Here is a 22,429-nt window from a genome sequence, read left to right on the forward strand (position 1 = left end):
ATGGCCCAATACAAACTCCTTCAGATCCAAGGCTCCATCATCACCGAAACAGCTGTGCAAGCCGCTGTTACGGCAAAGCCTCGCACCATTTACCGCCTCAAAGACGAGGTGGGGGCGCAGCCTGAAAAGCTGGTGTTATGGCGTCGTGGCGGTGACTTGGTCGTGGAGGTCCAAGGTCAAAAAGTCCTGACCTTGTCCGGCTTTTATGCGCCCGGAGTCGATGCTGCCGAGGCGCCCCACTATTTGCTTGACACGGGCGTTCCGGGTAATCCTTGGGTGGTTAAAGGACGCGAACCACAGCAAAAAATCTCTGACAACGAAGATTTGGTCTGGAAACTGGCCGACGATGTGGTGGCAACACCCATGTCGCACGATCAACTGCAACAGCAATGGGCTCAATCCCAAGATCGTGACGCTCAAAACCACAAGGATGGCCGTTACAACGGTGACGAGGGCGTACGCCAGGAAATTCAGAACTTGCTTGGGCGCTGGAAAAATGCCACCTTGGAGTCCGGTGGCCATGTGATTTCTGTCAATGCGCCACCTCAGGACAATGTGCCGCCAGCTGCCCCAGTGGCCGATGTCGCCACTTCCAGTGACTCTGGCTCGAGCAACACCGACAACGTCACCAGCGACACCACCCCCACCATTGCAGGCACCGGCGTGGCCGGTGACACCATCACCGTCACCATGCCCGGCACGGGCGAGGTGCTGACCACCACCGTGGCCCCCAACGGCACCTGGTCTGTCACGCCCACGCAGCCGCTGACCCAAGGCACCGCCAATGTGTCCGTCACGGCCACCGACCCGGCGGGCAACATCAGCTTGCCCACCTTGGTGCCTGTGACGATCGACACCACAGCGCCGGCGGCTCCGCCAGCAGACGTTGCAGCTTCCAGCGACTCCGGCTCGAGCAACACCGACAACGTCACCAGCGACACCACCCCCACCATTGCAGGCACCGGCGTGGCCGGTGACACCATCACCGTCACCATGCCCGGCACGGGCGAGGTGCTGACCACCACCGTGGACAGCAGCGGCAACTGGTCTGTCACACCCACGCAGCCGCTGGCACAAGGCACCGCCAATGTGTCCGTCACGGCCACCGACCCGGCTGGCAACATCAGCTTGCCCACCTGGGTGCCTGTGACGATCGACACCACAGCGCCGGCGGCTCCGCCAGCAGACGTTGCAGCTTCCAGCGACTCCGGCTCGAGCAACACCGACAACGTCACCAGCGACACCACCCCCACCATTGCAGGCACCGGCGTGGCCGGTGACACCATCACCGTCACCATGCCCGGCACGGGCGAGGTGCTGACCACCACCGTGGACAGCAGCGGCAACTGGTCTGTCACACCCACGCAGCCGCTGGCCCAAGGCACCGCCAATGTGTCCGTCACGGCCACCGACCCGGCGGGCAACATCAGCTTGCCCACCTTGGTGCCTGTGACGATCGACACCACAGCGCCGGCCGCTCCGCCAGCAGACGTTGCAGCTTCCAGCGACTCCGGCTCGAGCAACACCGACAACGTCACCAGCGACACCACCCCCACCATTGCAGGCACCGGCGTGGCCGGTGACACCATCACCGTCACCATGCCCGGCACGGGCGAGGTGCTGACCACCACCGTGGACAGCAGCGGCAACTGGTCTGTCACACCCACGCAGCCGCTGGCCCAAGGCACCGCCAATGTGTCCGTCACGGCCACCGACCCGGCTGGCAACATCAGCTTGCCCACCTTGGTGCCTGTGACGATCGACACCACCACGCCCGCCATCCCCTCAGGCGACGTTGCAGCTGCCAGCGACACCGGCACCAGCAACACCGACAACCTGACCCGCGACACCACGCCCGAGATCGTGGGCACTGGAGCCGCCGGCGACACCATCCGGCTCTACGCCCCCGACGGCACCACTTTGCTGGGCATCACCGTGGTGGCTGCCGATGGCACTTGGACCATCACCCCGTCCAGCGCCTTGCCAACGGGTCTGAACAACCTGCAAGTGAGGGCCTCCGATCCGGCCGGCAACACCAGCGCGCCGGGCACCGTGCCCGTGACCATCGACACGGCTGCGTCCGCCGCCCCAACCGCTGTGCTCAACCCGAGCAGCGACACCGGTGTGCAGGGCGACAGCCTCACCAACGACAACACGCCCACCCTGAGCGGCACCGGTGTGGCCGGCGACACCATCACCATCAAAGACGCCAATGGCAACGCCATCGCGACCGCCTTGGTCGACAGCAACGGCAACTGGAGCGCCACACCAGCGAACCCACTGCCCAACGGGCTGAACAACCTGAGCGTGACGGCCACCGACCCGGCGGGCAACATCAGCGACCCGGCGGCGCTGCCCGTCACCATCGACACCGGCGTGCCGGCTGCGCCCGCTGCCGCACTGGCCGCGGCCAGCGACACCGGCATCCCCGGCGACAGCATCACCAAAGACAACACGCCAGAAATTGTGGGCACCGGCACCGCGGGCGACACCATCAAGCTCTACGCACCCGACGGCACCACCTTGCTGGGCATTGCCGTGGTCGCTTCTAACGGGACTTGGGCCATCACGCCCAGCACCGTTCAGCCCGATGGCCTGAACAACTTCAAGGTCAACGCGACCGACCCTGCAGGCAACGTGAGCGATTTCAGCACGGTACCCGTGATCATCGATACCGCAGCGCCCGCAGCGCCTGCCGCCGACGTGGCCGCTGCCAGCGACACGGGCCGCAGCGACACCGACAACATCACGTCCGACAACACGCCCACCATCAGCGGTGGCGGCGCCACGCCGGGTGACACCATCACCGTCACCATGCCCGACACCAACGAAGTGCTGACCGCCACCGTGGCCGCCAACGGCACTTGGAGCGTCACGCCCACACAGGCCTTGGCCGACGGCACGGCAGACGTATCCGTCACCGCCACCGACCCTCAAGGCAACAGGAGCACCGCCACCTTGGTGCCGGTGACCATTGACACCACACCACCGGCTGCTCCGCCGGCCGATGTGGCCGCGGCCAGTGACACTGGCTCAAGCAACAGCGACAACATCACCGCAGACACCACACCCACCATTGCAGGCACTGGCGTTGCCGGTGACACCATCACCGTCACCATGCCTGGCACCGGCGAAGTGCTCACCACCACGGTGGCCTCCAACGGCACCTGGTCTGTCACGCCCACGCAGGCTTTGGCTGTGAATTTGACAGGTGACGTCAGCGTCATCGCCACCGATCCGGCAGGCAAGGTGAGTACACCGACCCTGGTGCGGCTGAGCATTGTGGGCGACTTGCTCATCACCGGTCAGGTCGCCGCTGGCCCGGTCAGCGCTGGCGTCACGCTTTATGCCTATGACTTGAACGGTGCAGTGTTGGGGCAGACGCAAATTCAGAGCAATGGCAGTTACAGCATCAATGCACTCTCGCGTGGTGACTACCGGGGCACCGTGCTGCTCAGGGTGGTGGACAGCAACGACAGTGGCACCAACTACCTTGACGAAGTCACGGCAGCGCAAAAAAGCCTGAACGCCGAGCTGCGCGCTTTGGGCGTTGCGCAAACAGGCGAAACCTTGTTCACCGTGACAGGGCCGGACGCCCATCTGATCATCAACATCACGCCCCTGACTGAATTGGCCGTGCGCCAGGCGGGTGTGTTGGGGACGACCCCTGTGGGTGTCACGGCCGCTCAAACGGCCAACACCAACGTGGCCAATGCTTTCGGTTTGGGCAGCATGAACATCACAGGCGCTGTCACCACGACCAACAGCAGCACATTTGACGCCCGAAATGGCCTCAGCGATGCCGAAAAATACGGTCTGGCCCTGACCAAACTCTCCGGTCTGGACAGCCTGAACGCCGGCAATATGGCCGTGTCGCTCGACATGCTGGCCGCTAATTTGACTGGCAACGCGCTCTCCACCACGGGCGCCACTTTGGTCGACCAAGGACGTGCCAAGGCCCTGAGCAACCTTGTGACCGCAGACACCACGTTCAATGCGGGTTCAGGCGATACCGACAACGACACCGCGCTCAACCGCCAGTTGCTCGGTGAAATCATGGTGACCGAGCAAACGGTCAACGCCCAAGGTCGCTTGGTCGTCAGTGGCACGGCGTTGCCAGGCGTCATGCTCACCGTCACCTTGCCCGATGGCAGCACGCAGCAAACCCTGGTCGATGCCGCGGGCCATTTCACGCTCACCTCGACCGCGGCGCAGCCGTTGCTGGACACCCCTGTCAAAGTGGTCGGCGCTGATGCCCTCAGCGCGCCCGTGGCCAATGCGGCCCCCAACACGCCCGTGATAGACACGGGTAACGGCAAAGTCATCACCGGCAGCGCCGACCCCGGCAACGTGGTCACCATTTTTGATGCATCCGGTGCCGTGTTGGGTACGGTCACCGCAGACGCGCTCGGCTACTGGAGTCTGCCCCTGGCGCAAGCCAACTGGCTGGCCAGCGTGACGCCGCTCACTGCCTCTGCTCGCGATGCTGCAGGCAATGCTTCGGCCCCCGGTGCCGGTACCACCGACCCCAACGCAGTCGTCATCACCATCCCCGAAGCCGATGATCCCCTGGCCTATGCTGGTTATGTCACCGCAGCCGAAAAGGCCTCGGACGGCGGCGTGCCGATTGAAATCAGCCTGCCTGCCAACGCGGCAGTGGGCGACATCGTCACCAGCCGCATCAGCCTGCCTGACGGCACCACCCTGAATCTGACCCGTGTGCTCGACGCCGCCGACGTGAGTGCTGGCGCCATCACCCAACTCATGGGCCCAGCCGAATTGCCGGTGGATGGGATCTACCAAGTCTCGACCACCCGCACCAACGCCCAAGGCACCAGTGCGCCCAGCCAGCGCAGCTTTTTGCTCGACACCGACGCGCCCGATGCACCGGCCATTTCGCCCAGCAACGGCCAAATCATCACGGGCACGGCAGAGCCCGGCACGCTCATCACCGTGCGTGATGGGCAGGGCAACATCATTGGCACGGCCGGTCCCGTGGGCCCCGGTGGCAACTGGACACTGGTACCCACCGCACCGCTGGCCGACAACACGGTCCTCAGCGCCACCGCCACCGACCCGGCAGGTAACCCCAGTGGCCCCGGTGCAGGCGTGGTTGACACTGGTGCATTGCTCATCACGAATGCCATTGACGACCAAGGCCCCCGCATCGGTCTATTGGACGACGGTGCCTACACCAACGACCGCAGCCCTCAGCTGAACGGCAGCTTGGGCACACCACTGGCGACCGGACAAACTTTGGCCATTTACCGTGAGGGCGTCTTCATCGGCAATGCCACGGTCAATGGCAACAGTTGGACTTTCCAAGATGGCAGCACCCCGCTGGTCGATGGCACCTATGCCTACGAAGCCAAAGTGCAACAGGGCAGCGCGGTCGTTCAGACCTCGGGTGTTTTCAACCTGAACGTGGACAACGAACCGTCCACCCCTGGCGTACAAATTCCCGATGCACCCCAAGGCGTCAGCAGGGCCGAAGCCCTCGACGGCGTGGCCCTGCGCATCACCTTGCCGCAAGACGTGGCCGCCGGTGACATCGTCACCACCGTCATCACGCTGCCCAACGGCGGCACCCTGACCCGCACCACGGTGCTGACCGAAGCCATGGTCACCGTGGGCACCATCGTGCAAACCGTCACCAACGCCGAACTCGGCGGCCCTGTGCCTGGCCAATACCACGACGGCAACTGGACCACCAGCACCACCATCACCGACATCGCCGGCAACACCAGCCCACCTCAGCCCGACAGCTTCCGCCTGGCCGCTAACGCGCCCAGCCTGACGCTCGCACCTGTCACTGGCGACAACATCGTCAATGCTGTCGAAAAATCAGGGAATCTGCCCATCACCGGCAACACCAGCGCTGAACCCGGCCAACCCGTCACCGTCACCCTCATGAACGGCAGCACGGTGGTCGGCAAGTACTACACCACCGTCAAGCCTGACGGCAGCTTCGCCTTGAACATTCCCCAGGCCGATTTGCCTACCGACGGCAACTACAACCTCAAGGCCGATGTCAGCAACAGCGCTGGCACGCCTGCCGCGCAACAAAACCAAAGCGTTTTGTTCGACACCGTGGCCCCGGTGGTCACCGTCACCAGTGTCGCTGCCGACACGGTGGGCAGCTCAGGCAACGGTGTCTTCAATGGTGTCGAGCGTGGCTTTAACACCACCGACTACACCCTGAGCGATACCGTCACCACGCCGCCTGTCATCAGCGGCACCACCGATGCGCAGGTGGGCCAAACCGTCACCGTGTTGCTCAACCACGTGGTCTATACAACCACCGTGCAAACCGGTGGCACCTGGTCAATCACATTGGGTCAGGCCGACGCCAAAGCCCTGGTGCATGGCAACACCTACGACATCCGCGTCAGCGTGAGCGACGTCGCCGGCAACCCTGCCGTGCCCGACACCAACAACGGCTTGGTGGTCGACATCGCACCGCCCGATGTGCCGACCATTGACCAGCAATACGCCAGCAGCCTCACGCCCGTCATCACCGGCGGCGCACAAAAGCTGGCCAACGGCAGCCCCATTGCACTGGCCAACGGCGACATCCTGAGTTTCACGCTCAACGGCGTCACCGTCACTGCCACCATCGACAGCACACAAAGCAGCGGCACCAGCCTGCCCGGCGTCAGTTACAACCCGACCACCAAGGCCTGGGCCCTGAACACGGCCACCGCCGGCAGCTTCGGCCTGGCCGATGACAACACCTACAACGTGGCCGTCAGCGTCACTGCTGCGGGCATTCCTGCCCGCAGCGACATCAGCACCGGTGAGCTGGTCCTTAACACCACGCCGCCCGTCATCACACTCTCCCCCATTTCGCCCAACGCGAACAACCAAAGCGTCATCAATGGCTTTGAAAAAAACCAAAGCCTGACCGTCACCGGCACCACCGACGCCGAAGTCGGCCAAACCGTCACCCTGACCGGTCTGGGTGGCCAGACCTACACCGCCATCGTCATGCCCGGCGTGAATGGCGGTCTCAACACCTTCAGCATCCCGGTCTCGGGTGCCCACATCGCGGCCATTGCTGACGGCAGCCTCACACCGCAGGTCAGCGTCACCAACATCTTTGGCCTCAGCCGCACCGATTCCGAAGTTCTGTTGATCGACACCACCGCACCCAGCACGCCCGCTGTGGCCTTGCCCGAATCGATCAGCGGTGTGAATGCCGCAGAAAAAGCCAGTGTGGGCGGAACGCCCTTGGTCATCAGCCTGCCGCAAGATGCGGTGGCCGGTGACACCGTCACCAGCCTCGTCACCAAAGCCGACGGCAGCACCCTCGTGCTCACCCACGTCTTGACCGCCAACGACATCACTGCAGGCAGCATTACCCAAGTCATTGCCACCAACGAATTGAGCGTGGACGGCAACTGGACCACCCGCACAACCCTCACGGATGCGGCTGGCAACGTCAGTGCGCCCCAGTCAGGCGCCTTCGTGCTCGACACCGAAGCACCGGGTGAGCCGGGCGTCAGCCTGCCCGAATCTGGCTTTGGTGTGAACGCTGCTGAAGCCGCCAGCATGGGCGGCACCCCGCTCGACATCAGCCTGCCCGGCAACGCCACTGTGGGCGACGTGGTCACCACCACCGTCACCCTGCCAGACAGCACAACCCTGACCCTGAGCAGCGTGCTGACTGCTGCCGATGTGGCCGCTGGCACCGTGACGCAAGTCATTCCCACCGCCAACCTCACAGTCGACGGCACCTGGAACACCAGCACCGCCATCACCGACCTGGCCGGTAACACCGGCCCAGCACGTGCGGGCAGCTTCGAGTTGGACACCACAGCGCCTGCCGCCCCCGCAGCCGACGTGGCCGCAGGCAGCGACACCGGTCCCAGCAGCACCGACAACCACACCAGCGACACCACGCCCACCATCAGTGGCACCGGCACGGCCGGCGACACCATCACGGTCACCATGCCCGGAACGGGAGAAGTGCTGACGGCTGTGGTGGCCCTTGACGGCACCTGGAGCGTCACGCCCGTTAACCCTTTGACAGATGGCGCACAAACCGTGCTCGTCACGGCCACCGACCCTGCAGGCAACACCAGTCCTGCAAGCCACGTGCCTGTGGTCATTGACACCACCGCGCCCGTGGCTCCCACCCTCGATCTGGTGGCCAGCAGCGACACCGGCGCCAGCAGCACCGACAACCTGACCAGCGATAACACACCCGCGCTCAGCGGGTCGGGCGAGCCCGGTGACACCATCAAGGTCTACAACGCCCAAGGTCAGGTGATTGCCACCGCTCTGGTCGACGGCAATGGCAACTGGACAACCGTGGCCAGCGTCTTGCCCGATGGCATCAACAACCTCACCGCCAAAGCCACCGACCCTGCGGGCAACGAAGGCCCGGGTGCATCTCTGGCCGTGACCGTCGACACGTCTGCCCCTGCGGCACCCGTGGCTGACGTGGCCGCCGCCAGCGACAGCGGCAGCAGCGACACCGACAACCTCACCCGCGACACCACGCCCACCATCTCGGGCACTGGCACCAACGGTGACACCATCACCGTCACCTTTCCTGGCGGCGAAGTCAAAACCGCTGTTGTGGTCAATGGCGTCTGGAGCGTCACGCCCACCACCCCGCTGGCCGATGGCCCGCACAACGTCAGCGTCACCGCTACCGACCCGGCAGGCAACGTCAGCCCGGCCAGCACCGTGGCCTTGGTCATCGACACCACGCCGCCTGCCGCACCTGTGGCCGACGTGGCGGCTGCCAGCGACACCGGTGCCAGCAACACCGACAACAACACCTCAGATAACACACCCACGATCAGTGGCACCGGCACGGCCGGCGACACCATCACCGTCACCTTCCCCGGTGGTGAAGTCAAAACCGCTGTGGTCGCCGCCAATGGCACCTGGAGCGTCACGCCCAACAACGCACTGCCCGATGGCGCACAAAACGTCACCGTGACGGCCACCGACCCGGCTGGCAACGTGAGCCCCGCCACCACCGTGCCTGTCCTCATCGACACCACGGCCCCCGCAGCGCCCACCGTCAACCCGCTCACCACCAACGACAGCACGCCTGTGCTGACCGGCACCGCCACACTGGGCGCGGGCGAAACACTGCAAGTGACCGTCAACGGCGCGACCTACAACGTCACCGTCGGCTTGGGCGGCCTTTGGAGCCTGGACACCGGCACCGCCACACCCGCCAGCGGCACCTTGGGTGCATTCGTCAGTGGCACCCGCTACCCCGTGACCGCCACCACCACCGACCTGGCTGGCAAAACCACCAGCGACAGTACCAGCAACGAAGTGCTGTTTGACAACACCGCGCCATCCACCCCCACCGTGAACCCGCTGGCCACCAACGACAGCACCCCGGTGCTGACCGGTACGGCAGTGCTGGAAGCCGGCGAGACGCTGAATGTCACGTTCAACGGTGCGACTTATGCGGTCACCGTGTCTGGCAACGGCACCTGGAGTCTGGACACGGGCACAGCCACGCCCACCAGTGGCACTTTGGGCGCTTTTGTCAACGGCACCCGCTACCCTGTCACCGCCACGGTGACAGACGGACCCAACAGCACCAACGACAGCACCACCAACGAACTGCTGTTCGACACCACAGCGCCGTCTGCACCCGCAGGCGATGTGGCCGCTGCCAGCGACACCGGCAGCAGCAACACCGACAACCTGACCGGCGACACAACGCCCGAGATCGTGGGCACCGGCACGCCTGGCGACACCATCAAGCTGTATGCACCCGACGGCACCACCTTGCTGGGCACCACCGTGGTGGCTGCCGATGGCACTTGGGCCATCACCCCGTCCAGCGCCTTGCCAACGGGTCTGAACAACCTGCAAGTGACCGCCACCGACCCGGCCGGCAACACCAGTGCGCCGGGCACCGTTCCCGTCACCATTGACACCACAGCCCCAGCGGCCCCAAGCGCCGTGCTCGACCCGAGCAGCGACACTGGCGCACAAGGCGACAGCCTCACCAACGACAACACGCCCACCCTGAGCGGCACCGGTGTGGCCGGCGACAACATCACCATCAAAGACGCCAATGGCAACGTCATCGCGACCGCCTTGGTCGACAGCAACGGCAACTGGAGCGCCACACCGGCGAACGCGCTGCCCAACGGGCTGAACAACCTGAGCGTGACGGCCACCGACCCGGCGGGCAACATCAGCGACCCGGCGGCGCTGCCCGTCACCATCGACACCGGCGTGCCGGCTGCCCCTGTGGCTGCGCTTGCCGCGGCCAGCGACAGCGGCATCGTGGGTGACAGCATCACCCGCGACAACACGCCAGAAATTGTAGGCACCGGCACTGCTGGCGACACCATCAAGCTCTACGCACCCGACGGCACCACCTTGCTGGGCACTGCCGTGGTCGCTTCTAACGGCACTTGGGCCATCACGCCCAGCACCGTTCAGCCCGATGGCCTGAACAACTTCAAGGTCAACGCGACCGACCCTGCAGGCAACGTGAGCGCCTTCAGCACGGTACCCGTGACCATTGACACCGCAGCGCCCAATGCGCCAGCGGCCGATGTCGCCGCCTTGAGCGACACCGGCAGCAGCAACACCGACAACATCACGGCCGACAACACGCCCACCATCAGCGGTGGCGGCGCCACGCCGGGTGACACCATCACCGTGACCATGCCTGGCACCAACGAAGTGCTGACCACCACCGTGGACAGCAGCGGCACTTGGAGCGTCACGCCCACACAGGCTTTGGCCGATGGCACAGCCAACGTGTCGGTCACCGCCACTGACCCGCAGGGCAACATCAGCCTCGCCACCTTGGTGAACCTCACCATCGACACCACAGCCCCGGCTGCGCCTGTGGCCTTTCTGGACAACAGCAGCAACAGCGGCTTGACCAGCGACAACATCACCAACGACAGCACCCCCTTGCTGGCAGGCACAGGCGTGGCTGGCGACACCATCACCATCAAAGATGCCGACGGCAACACCCTGGGCACCACCGCGGTAGCCAGCGACGGCACTTGGAGCTTCCAGACCACCGTGGCCCTGCCCAATGGCCCGGTCAACTTCGAGATCACCGCCACCGATCTCGCTGGCAACACCAGTGCGCCAGCCACCTTGCCGGTGGTGATCGACACCGTCGTGGCCAGCCCTGTGATCACCCCCACCAACGGCCGTGGCGAGATTTTGGGCACCGGTGAAGCCGGAGCCACCGTCACCCTTGTGGACGGTGCCAACAACGTCATCGGCACTGCCGTGGTCGCCGCCGACGGCACTTGGAGCCTGACACCCAGCGCCACCATCGCCAATGGCACGGCTTTGTCGGTCACCCAGACCGATGTGGCGGGCAACGTCAGCAACCCGGGCACGACCACGGTGGACAACAACGTCCCCAACATCAACCCCACCAATGGCACTGTGCTCACCGGCACCGGCTACCCAGGCCATCAGATTGCCTTGACCTTGCCTGACGGCACCCCAATCACCGACGCCAATGGCGCACCGCTGGTCGTCACGGTCGCCTCTGACGGCACCTGGTCCGCCACCCCTGGAACACCCTTGGCCGATGGCACTGTCGTCAAGGCCAAAGACACCACCAACAACCTGTCGGACACCGAAGTGGTCGATGCCGTCGCGCCCACCACGCCCATGGGCGACGTGGCCGCTGGCAGCGACAGTGGCACCAGCAACACCGACAACCTCACCAACGACAGCACGCCCACCATTGTGGGCACTGGCACACCCGGTGACACCATCCAGCTCTACGCGCCCAACGGCACCACCTTGCTGGGCAGCGCAGTGGTCGCGCCCGATGGCACTTGGGCCGTCACCCCGACCAGTGCCTTGGCCGAAGGCCTCCACAACCTGAAGGTCACGGCCACCGACCCGGTGGGCAACACCAGCGCCCCCGGCACCGTGCCTGTCACCATCGACACGACCGCACCCGCAGCCCTTGCAGCCGACGTGGCTGAAGCCAGTGACAGCGGCAGCAACAACACCGACAACATCACCAACGACACCACGCCCACCATCAATGGGGCAGGGGCCACGCCTGGTGACACCATCACTGTGACCATATCTGGCACAGGTGAAGTGCTGACCACGACCGTGGCTTCCGATGGCCGCTGGAGCGTCACGCCCGCGCAGCCCCTCGCCGATGGCCCAGCCGACGTCTCTGTCACCGCCACCGACTCGGCGGGCAACACCAGTGCACCCACCACCGTGCCAGTGACCATCGATGCGACAGCGCCCGCCACTCCGGTGGTCAGCGCCTTGTCGACGTCCGACCTGACGCCCGTGATCAGTGGCACCGCCACCGTGGGCGCAGGCGAAACACTCACTGTCACCATCAACGGGGCGACCTACACCACCACGGTGGACGCCTTTGGCGCCTGGAGCATTGACCTGGCCACAGCAACCCCCAGCAGCGGCACCTTGGCCGCGCTGGTCGACGGCCAGACTTACAACGTCACCGCCACCGTGACCGATGCTGCGGGCAACAGTACCAGCGACACCAGCAGCGGCGAACTGCGCATTGACACCAGCTTGCCGCCTGCACCCGCAGCGCCCGACATGACCGCTGGCACCGACCTGGGCGCCAGCAACAGCGACAACATCACCAGCGACAGCACACCCACTTTCACCGTCACGCCGCCGCCCTCAGGCAGCAGCCTGGTGTTGTATGTGGACGGTGTGGCTGTGCCCGCCACTTACGACGGCATCAACGGCACCCTCACGCCCAACAGCCCCTTGGGCGATGGCGTGCACACCATCACCTATGCCGTGCTCGATGGCAACAACCAGTTGGGCACCTCCAGTCCTGCGCTGACCATCCAGGTCGACAGCATGGCCCCCAACAAACCGGCCGCGCCCGACATGACCGCGGCCACCGACAGCGAAGGCACCAGCAACAGCGACAACATCACCAGCGACACCACGCCTGACTTTGCCGTGTCTGCGCCGCCCACAGGCGGCAGCGTGGTGCTGTACGTCAACGGCGTGGCCGTGGCCGCCACTTACAACGCGGTCACAGGCACCGTCACGCCCAATACGGCATTGCCCGAAGGGGCCCACACCATCACCTACCAAGTGGTGGACCCGGCGGGCAACGCCAGCCCGGCCAGCGACCCGCTGAGCATCACCATCGATTCGGTTGCGCCCGCCACACCGGCCGCACCAGACATGACGGCTGCGACTGACAGCGGCAGCAGTGACATTGACAACAAAACCAGCGACAGCACCCCCAACTTTGCCGTGAGCGCACCGCCTACCGGTGGCCTTGTGGTGCTGTATGTCGATGGCGTGGCCACCCAGGCCAGCTACGACAGCGCCACCGGCACCGTGACACCGTTGGTGGCCCTCGCCGACGGCCCGCACACCATCACCTACACCTTGGTTGACGCCGCAGGCAACGCCAGTGCCGCCAGCCCTAGCTTGTCCATCACCATCGATACCCAAGCCGCTAGCGCACCCGTTGTGGCGATTGCCGAAGCGGCAGGCAGCGTCAGTGCGGCCGAGGCAGCCGATGGCGTGGCCCTGAGCGTGACCGTGCCTGCCGATGCCCAAGTGGGCGACGTCGTCACCACCGTGGTCACCGCGCCCGATGGCACCACCACCACCCTCACGCACACTTTGCTGGCGACCGAATTGCCGCCCGCGCAAGGCGGCACCGCCAGCGGCAGTGGCCCCTTCAGCATCACGCAGACGGTGCCTTACGCCACCTTGCACCCGGCCAGCAGTTACCTCGACGGTGCCTGGACCACCAGCACCACCCTCACCGACCCGTCTGGCAACACCAGCCCGGCCGATGCAGACGGCTTCACCTTGGCGGGCAACATGCCTTCGGTGACGATTGGCACTGTGGCTGGTGATAACACCATCAACGCCGCCGAAAAAGCCGGCGCGGTGGCCGTCAGTGGCACCACCACTTTCGTTGAGGCGGGTCAGACCGTCACCGTCAAGATGATGGACAGCAGCAACAACGTGTTGCGCACCTACACCGCCACTGTGCAAGCGGGGGGCACCTACACCCTGAACATCCCATCGGCCGACATCCCGGCAGATGGCAGCTACAGCTTGACCGCCGACGTGACTAACGCCCTGGGTCTGACCGCACCACAGGCAAGCCAAGCGCTGGATGTGGACGCGACAGCACCCACCATCAGCGTCACCAGCGTGGCGGGGGATGCCATCGTTGCCGCCAACGGTGTGGGCACTTTTGACGCCATCGAGCGCGGTGCCCTCAACAGCGCCACCGTGGCAACCAAACCCGTGATCCGCGGCACCACCACGGCTGAAGTGGGTCAAACCGTGACCTTCACGCTCAATGGCGTGACTTACACCACCACGGTACAAGGTGATGGCACCTGGTCAAAAGAGCTGACCGACGCACAAGCCATTGCCCTCAAGCATGGCAGCAGCTACGCCATCACGGCCATGGTCAGCGACTTGGCTGGCAACAACGGCAGTGATACCGACAACAGTTTGGTGGTCAACATCGCGCCGCCAGACACCCCGACCGTGGTCGAAAAGTTCACCGGCAGTTTGACTCCCACGATCACCGGCTCGGCCAAAAAAGAGGATGCCAACAACCCCGGCAGCTTCGTCAACTTGGCCGGTCCCGACACACTCACGGTCACGGTCAACAGCGTCACTTACACGCTGACCATCGGTGGCACCAGCAGCCCCGCAGGTCTGACCTACACCGCAGGCACCTGGAGCCTGGCCATTCCGAGCGGCAACATCACCAGCACCGGTGACTACGAAGTGGCCGTCAGCGTCACCGCAGGTGGTATCACCAAAACCGACATCACGGACACCGAGCTGCACATCACCGCCACCGCGCCCACCATCACCTTCAATACGGTCAGCACCGACGGCAAGCTCAACTTGGCCGAAAGCACGCAGGCACTGCCCATCACCGGCACGACCGACGCGCCCGTGGGGGCCACCCTGACCGTCACGGTCAATGGTGTGAACTACACCGCCTTGGTGCAAGCGGGTGCCAGTGGACAGCTCAATACCTTCTCGGTCAGCGTGCCGGGCACGGCCGTGGCCGCCATCGCCAGCGGCTCGCAAACCATCAGCGCCAGCGTGACCAATGCCTACGGCCTGAGCGGCAGTGGCACCACCGGCCTGGTGGTTGACAAAACCATCCCCGCCGCCCCGGTGGGCGATGTGGCCACCGCCAGCGACACGGGCAACAGCAATACCGACAACGTGACCAGCCTGGTGCGCCCGGTCATCACCGGCACGGCCGAGGCCAACAGCACCGTCAAGCTGTATGCCACCGACGGTGTGACCCTGCTAGGCACCACCACGGCCGACGGCAGTGGCAACTGGAGCATCACGCCCAGCGTCAACTTGGCCGAAGGCGTGAACAACCTCAAGGCGACCGCCACCGATGCTGCGGGCAACACCAGCGCACCGGCCACCGTGCCCGTGACGGTGGACACGACCGCCCCCGCAGCACCCGTGGTCACGCCCTTGACCACCGGCGACACCACGCCTGTGCTCACCGGAACCGCCACCTTGGCTGCCGGTGAAACGCTCACCGTGACCGTCAACGGTGCCACTTACAACGTCACCGTGGCCAGCAACGGCACCTGGAGCCTCGATACTGGGGCCGCTACACCCGCCACTGGCACCCTTGGCAGCTTCACCTCGGGCAGCTATGCGGTCACAGCCACCGTCACCGATGCGGCTGGCAACACCCGCAGCGATGCGACAAGCAGCGAGCTGACCATTGACACGTCCATTCCCGTCTTGACCGCGGGCCTGCGGGCGGACAGCGACAGTGGCACGGTTGGCGACAACCGGACCAACGACACCACGCCCACCATCAGTGGGCAGGGCACACCGGGCAGCACCATCAAGCTGTACGCTGCCAACGGCACCACCATTTTGGGCATGACCGTGGTGTTGGCCGATGGTTCATGGGCCATCACACCCACCACCGCTTTGGTGCAGGGGGTGCAAAACCTGAGCATCACCAGCACCACCGCGGGGGGCACCGTCACCGGCCCTGTGGCCGTTCCCGTGACCATCGACACCGCAGTCGCCATCGGCATCGTGAGCGTGGCCGGCGATGCGGTCACCACCACAGCCGCCCCCACAGCGCCGATCAACGGCACCTTCAGCATCGGCGAGCGCGGTTTTGACACCGGCACCTATACCCTGAACAGCAGCGTGAGCACACCACCTGTTATCAGTGGCAGCAGCGACGCCGACGTGGGCAGCACCGTCACGCTCACGCTGAACAGCAAGACCTACATCACCACCGTGCAAGCGGGAGGAACCTGGTCTTACACCCTGAGCGATGCCGATGCCAAGCTGCTCAACCACGGTAACAGCTACGCCATCACCGCCAGCGTCACCGACGCTGCGGGCAACACGGCCAGCGACAACAACAACGGCGTGGTGATCAACATCGCGCCGCCCGACCTGCCCACGGTGATCAACCAGTTCAACATCACCACGTTGACCCCCACCATCACCGGTGTGGCCAACAAGATCGATAACCTGAACAACACGCTCAAGCTGCAAAACGGAGACATGTTGACGGTCGTTGTCAAGGACAATGCCAATGCCACCCTGGCCACCTACACCCTGACGGTGGGTGTGGGTGCGGTCAGTGGCTTGACCACCGGCAGCGGCGGCACCGGTGTCAACCTCAACAACGAACTGACGTATAACCAGAATACGGGCAACTGGACTCTGGGCACAGCCACCAATGGTGCAGGCATTCCAGCCAACGTGTTCACCCGTGCAGGCGTCTACAACGTGGACGTGACCACCACCGTACCCAATGGCGCGGGCACCTTGACCCGTAGCGACGTGAGCAGCGCCGAAATCACCATCGTGCCAACCGCACCCACCATCAACAACGTGTCGTGGACGGCCGCCGGCGTAGGCAACACCAGCCGAATGGAGGGTGTGCATGAGGCGCTTTACGACCGCAACAGCCCCACCTTCATCACTGGGGCCACCACGGTGGACAACCGCCTCTGGTACAGCGAAGCCAGCACCCCCACCAACACCTCAGGCACCGTAGTGCGTGTGCAACTGCCTTACAGCACGGGTGCCGTGCCAGCCGTGGCCGGTGACGTGATCCAACTGAACTGGGGCACCGACACCACCACGCAGGTCACGCTGAGTGCCACCAACATCACCAACCACTATGTGGACGTGACGGTGCCTTACAGCGTGATCAGTGCGCAAAGCTTTGGCAACGTCACCGTCAGCGCCAAGTTGTTGGTCACGGGCACCACCCTAGAGGCCAGCTCGGCCACCTTAAACGCCACCTACTTCTTTGACTTGCCGCTGGCCAATACCGGCGGTGTGGCGGGGGACAACTTTGGCTACCGCATCAACGGCCGCCCTAGCGACAACATCGGTGCCAAGAGTGCAGGCAACGCGCCAGGCACTGTGATGGTCGGCGATGTGAACGGTGACGGCTACGATGACATGGTGATTGGCGCAGGCCAAACCACCTACAGTGCCAACGGCGCGGCTTTTGTGGTGTTTGGCAGTTCTGCTCCGCAAAACGTCGACCTCTCATCCATTGCTTTGGGCAACTCCACCCAAGGCTTCATGATCGCAGGCTTGACTTCTTCTTATTCGATCAGCCTGAACATCGACCATGGCGATTTCAACGGGGATGGTCTCGACGACATCAGTATTGCCGGCGTGGAGTCAGGCAGCTACATCGTTTATGGCCGCGCCAACAGCACCGCCACGGTGCAGGTCAGTACCCTGACGACTACTGCTAACAGCAATGGCTTGAAGGTCAGCTCCAGCATTGGCCTGAACAACCTGGGTGATCTCAATGGTGACGGTGTGCAGGACTGGGGCAGTGCCTTTGTTGTGTCCATGTATTCGCAATGGCGAGAATTCCAGGCGCAATATGGCGTGGCCGATGCCACCAGCCTGAGCATTCAAAACGGCGTCGGCAGTAATTTCCGCCTAAATAACAATGGGGGCACGACCACTGGCTATCAGGACTACGCCACCGGCGCCGATGTGAACGGCGACGGCTACATCGATTTGGTCTTGCGCGGCACCTACGCCCAAGACGGCACCACCACCTACGCCTATGTGTACTTCGGCAGCGCTTCGGGCTTGTCCACAGCGGCGGGCCAGAGCTACACGATCTCGGGTCTCGGCGGCTTGAATGGTCAAATGATTGGCACAGGCGACATCAACGGGGACGGTAAGGCCGACATGGTCATGTCTGTCAGTGGCCCCGCTGTGTACGTCAATTTTGGCAAGAGCACGTCAGCCAACTACAACATCACAGATCTCAACAGTGGCACCAGCAGCAATGGCTTCATGGTGCAAGGTGTGACCACGGGCACGCCCGACTTGTTCACCCAGGCCAGGGTGGTGGGGGACTTCAACGGCGACGGCCTGGACGACTTCGTGTTTGCCCAGCAGGCCATGACGATCAACGGTGCCAATACCGGCGGTGGTTACCTGATTTACGGCAAGACCAGCTCCAGCACTGTGTTTTTGACCGACCTGAAAGTGTCTGAAGGCTTCCGCATCGACGGCGTGTTGGGGGGCGACAAGGCACTGACCGCTGTTTCGGGTGGTGGTGACGTGAACGGCGACGGCTTTGCCGACCTGATCGTGTCTTCGCCCAACGCCATCAGCACCAGCAACAACGGGGTGGGCCAGGCCTCTGGCACCACAGCGGGTGGTGTGGACTACATCATTTACGGCGGCCCGAGCATCTTGAACCCCATGGTCTTCCAGAGCAGCCGCGGCGACCTGATTGGAACCGGTGCCGATGACGCCCTGACGGGCAACAGCGGTAACAACCAGATCGTGGGCGGCCAAGGCAACGACACCTTGGTGGGCGCTGGCGGTGCCGACATGTTGGCGGGCGGTGCGGGCAGCGACGTGTTCGTGCTCAATGCCGATAACGTGCGGTCTTTGGCCGTGCGCATTGGGGTGGACACGCAAAACATCGCTCGTGTGGACGGCGGTGGCGGCATGGACACGCTGCGCTTTGCCGAGCCATTGGTGCTGAGCCTGCAAAGCGCCCGCACGCGCTTGGAGAACCTGGAGCGCTTCGATTTAAATGCCACCGGTGGCACTTTGCAGATCGAAAACGGACTTGATCTGAACGCCACGGTGGGTGACTACAACCGCTTCAACACCGCCAACGGCTGGACGGTCACAGGCACCGTCACTGGCTTTGACAGCTCAACCAGCTACTACCAGGTGGTGGTGGATGGCAGCAGTGCAGACACCGTGCGCTTGGGCGCAGGCTTTGTCAAAGAAACCGGCAGCTTGACCTATGCAGGCAGCGCCACCACGGCCGGTGTTTACGACGTGTACACCAGTGCCACCACGCGCAGCCAAGTGCTGGTCAAGCAGGGTGTGCAGGTGGTGCCTGTGCTCTTGCCGGCAGCGGCCATCACCTTGCCCGAGGCCGATTTGCTCTCGAGCTTTGGCTTCTTGTCATTGGCCGAGGCGCAAGACGCGGGCAATGCCAACAGCACCAGCAGCGTGGCGGGCACGCCAGTGCTGGTGTCACTGGCTGGCCTGGGTGCGGCAGTGGGTGACCAAGTGCGTGTGAACTGGGAAAACCAGCCCGCCGTGCTCTACACCCTCACGGCCGCAGACGTGGCCGCCGGTGTAGCCCGTGTGGCGGTACCTGCTTCGGCATTGTTGGCGGCCACGGCTGCGGGCACCAAAGAAACAGTGGGCATTACTGCCCAGGTGTTCAACGCTGCGGGTGTGCCCCTCACCACCGTGGGTGTGAGCAGTGCGGCGGTGGACTTTGTGACCGCACCGACCACGCCGCCGGTCAACGCGCCCATCATCTCTAACGTCAACGGCACCACCAGCGTCATGACGGGCCTGAGTGAGGTGGTCAACACCAACGTCATCTACCGCAGCGCAGCGCTCGATGGCGTGCAGGTCAGCGTGGTGCTCAAGACCGCGGCTGCCGCTGGCGACTGGCTCAAGTTCACCTGGGGCAACCAAGAGTACACCTACAAACTCACCGCAGCGTTGGGCGTCAACACGCCCACGGTCATCACCATTCCGTATGCGGTGGTAGATGCGCAGGGCTTTGGTACCTTCAACGTGTCGGTGCAGCAATTCAAGGCCGACGGGGTGAGCGGCACGGCGATCAGCGCAGCCAGCACGGTCAGCGGCGTGCGCTATGCATTTGACATGCAGGCCAACGAGGGCAGCACCGTCGCGACACGCGGCTTCACGCTGGTGGGTGAGGGTAATTACCACAATGCGGGTTATGCAGTGTCAAACGCGGGCGATGTGAACGGCGACGGGCTTGACGACTTCATCGTCGGTGCACCCGGAGCGCTCGGCTACGTGGGTCGCAGCTATGTGGTGTTTGGTGGCAGCCAGTCACCCAACACGCTGCAATTGTCGGAGCTTACGGTCGTTGGCAACACGCGCGGCTTTGTGATCAACGGTGCTTCGTCAGGTGAAATGAGCGGTGCCACCGTCACGGGTGGCGGCGACATCAACGGCGACGGCCTGGCCGATCTGGTGGTGGCCAACCGGGCCAGCTACGCCGTCAGTGCCGGTTGGTACCCGATGGAGTACACCACCAGTGGCACCAACAGCGCCACCTATGTGGTGTTTGGCAAAGCCAACACCACCGCGGTCAACCTCACGGCCCTGACGGCCGCCACCAACCTGACCAACGCCACCAGTTCGCTGGGCTTCAAGATCAACACCACTGGCACCACAGCGGCAGGCTGGAGTGTGAGCAACGCGGGCGATGTGAACGGCGACGGCTTGGATGACATGCTGGTGGCCAACCCGACTTTTGGTTCCAACGATGGCCGTGTGTATCTGATCTATGGCAAGGCCTCTGGCGCGTCTGTTGAGGTGAACACGTTGCCCACACTTGGCGCGAGCAACGGCGTGGGTTTCATGGTGACCGCAGACACCGCCATCGACGGTTCGGCCACGCCCAGGCTGTCGAGCGTGAGCAGTGGAGACATCAACGGCGATGGCTACAGCGACCTGGTGCTGGGTGCCTGGAACACCAACACCACAGCCGCTACAGCGGGCAGCGTGTATGTGGTTTATGGCAATTCGACCAACACCTCGGTAGACATCAGCACACTCACCGCCGCTGGCAACAGCAGGGGCTTCCGCATCAACGGCGAGGGCTATGCCGGTATCGATGTGGCCGGTGTGAGCGACGTCAACGGCGACGGCTTGGCCGATGTGCTGCTGCAGTCCACGCAGGGTTTGGTTGGGTCATCGACCAACAAGGGCGCGGCCTGGGTGGTGTTTGGCAAGACCAACAACGACCCGGTGAATGTCTCTGCCATCGAAGCTGGAGTGGGCGGCTTTGCCATCAACTTGGGCTTGGATACAACCAGCTATGGTGCCTATTCGGTCAGTAGTGCGGGCGATTTCAACGGCGACGGTTTGAGCGATGTCATCGTTACCCACGCCAATGCCTCTTATGTCAACAATGGTGCGACCAGTGCTTCGGCCGGTGCGGCTTACATTGTGTTTGGCAAGACCGGAACTGGCACGGTTCAGGTCACCAGCCTGGACGGCAGCGAGGGCTTCCGCATCGTCAACCCCTTGGCGAATGAGCGCATGGGCGTTTCCGTGAGCGGTGGTGGCGACATCAACGGCGACGGCTTTGACGATGTGATCATCGGCAACCACCTGGGCGACGCCACCTTGACCGACAACGGCAAGGTGTACGTGGTGTATGGCGGCGTAAGCGAGCTTCAATCGACCGTGTTCCAGGCCAGCAACGGCGACCGCATCGGCACCGCCGCTGCAGACACCCTGACTGGCACCACTGGGACCAACCAGTTGGTGGGCGGTTTGGGCAATGACACCCTGATCGGTGGTGGTGGCGCAGACGTGCTGTACGGCGGTGCGGGCCACGATGTCATGCAGGTCAATGCCGACAACCTGGCACAGCTGGCTTTGACCGGCACCAGCCAGAGCATTGCCCGCATTGACGGTGGTGGCGGCATCGACACCTTGAAGTTTGACGGTTCGGGCCTGGTGCTCGACCTGGCCAACATCAAGTCGGTGGCGATGCAGAACATGGAGAAGGTTGATCTGACCGGTTCGGGCAACAACACCCTGAAGCTGACCGTGGCCGATCTGCTGGAGAACTTCACCAGTGCCAACGTCTGGAATGCGGCCAACAGCACCACGGGCAACCTGGGGGCCACTGTGTCGCGCAACCAACTGATGGTGACGGGTGATGCAGGTGACAAGGTGGTCTTGAGCGACTTGGCCAACTGGGCCGTGACGCAGCCGGCCAACGTGATCACCATCAACGGCAATACTTACACGGGCTACAACCTGGGGGCGGCGCAGTTGTTGATCGACACGGCACTGACGGTCTCGGCGACCTGACGCGCCTCAGTCGCTTATGGACTAACAGGCTGGTGCACACCGTGAGGTGTGCACCAGC

Annotated in this window: 1 protein-coding gene; it reads left to right on the forward strand. The window is 64.0% G+C overall.

Annotated features, from left to right (window positions below; all coding sequences use genetic code 11):
• The gene (locus tag ACHEXK_RS02870; RefSeq protein WP_416547868.1) at window positions 1–22,371 is read left to right on the forward strand and encodes a beta strand repeat-containing protein; all 22,371 of its coding nucleotides are present in this window, start codon (window positions 1–3) and stop codon (window positions 22,369–22,371) included.
• The last annotated feature ends 58 nt before the right edge of the window (window positions 22,372–22,429 follow it).

Source organism: Limnohabitans sp. DCL3 (assembly GCF_048019295.1).
Classification (GTDB): domain Bacteria; phylum Pseudomonadota; class Gammaproteobacteria; order Burkholderiales; family Burkholderiaceae_C; genus Limnohabitans_A.

What these genes read in the sequence shown, in the direction of transcription:
- ACHEXK_RS02870 (WP_416547868.1), top strand. Translation starts at nt 1, where the DNA reads ATGGCCCAATACAAACTCCTTCAGATCCAAGGCTCCATCATCACCGAA.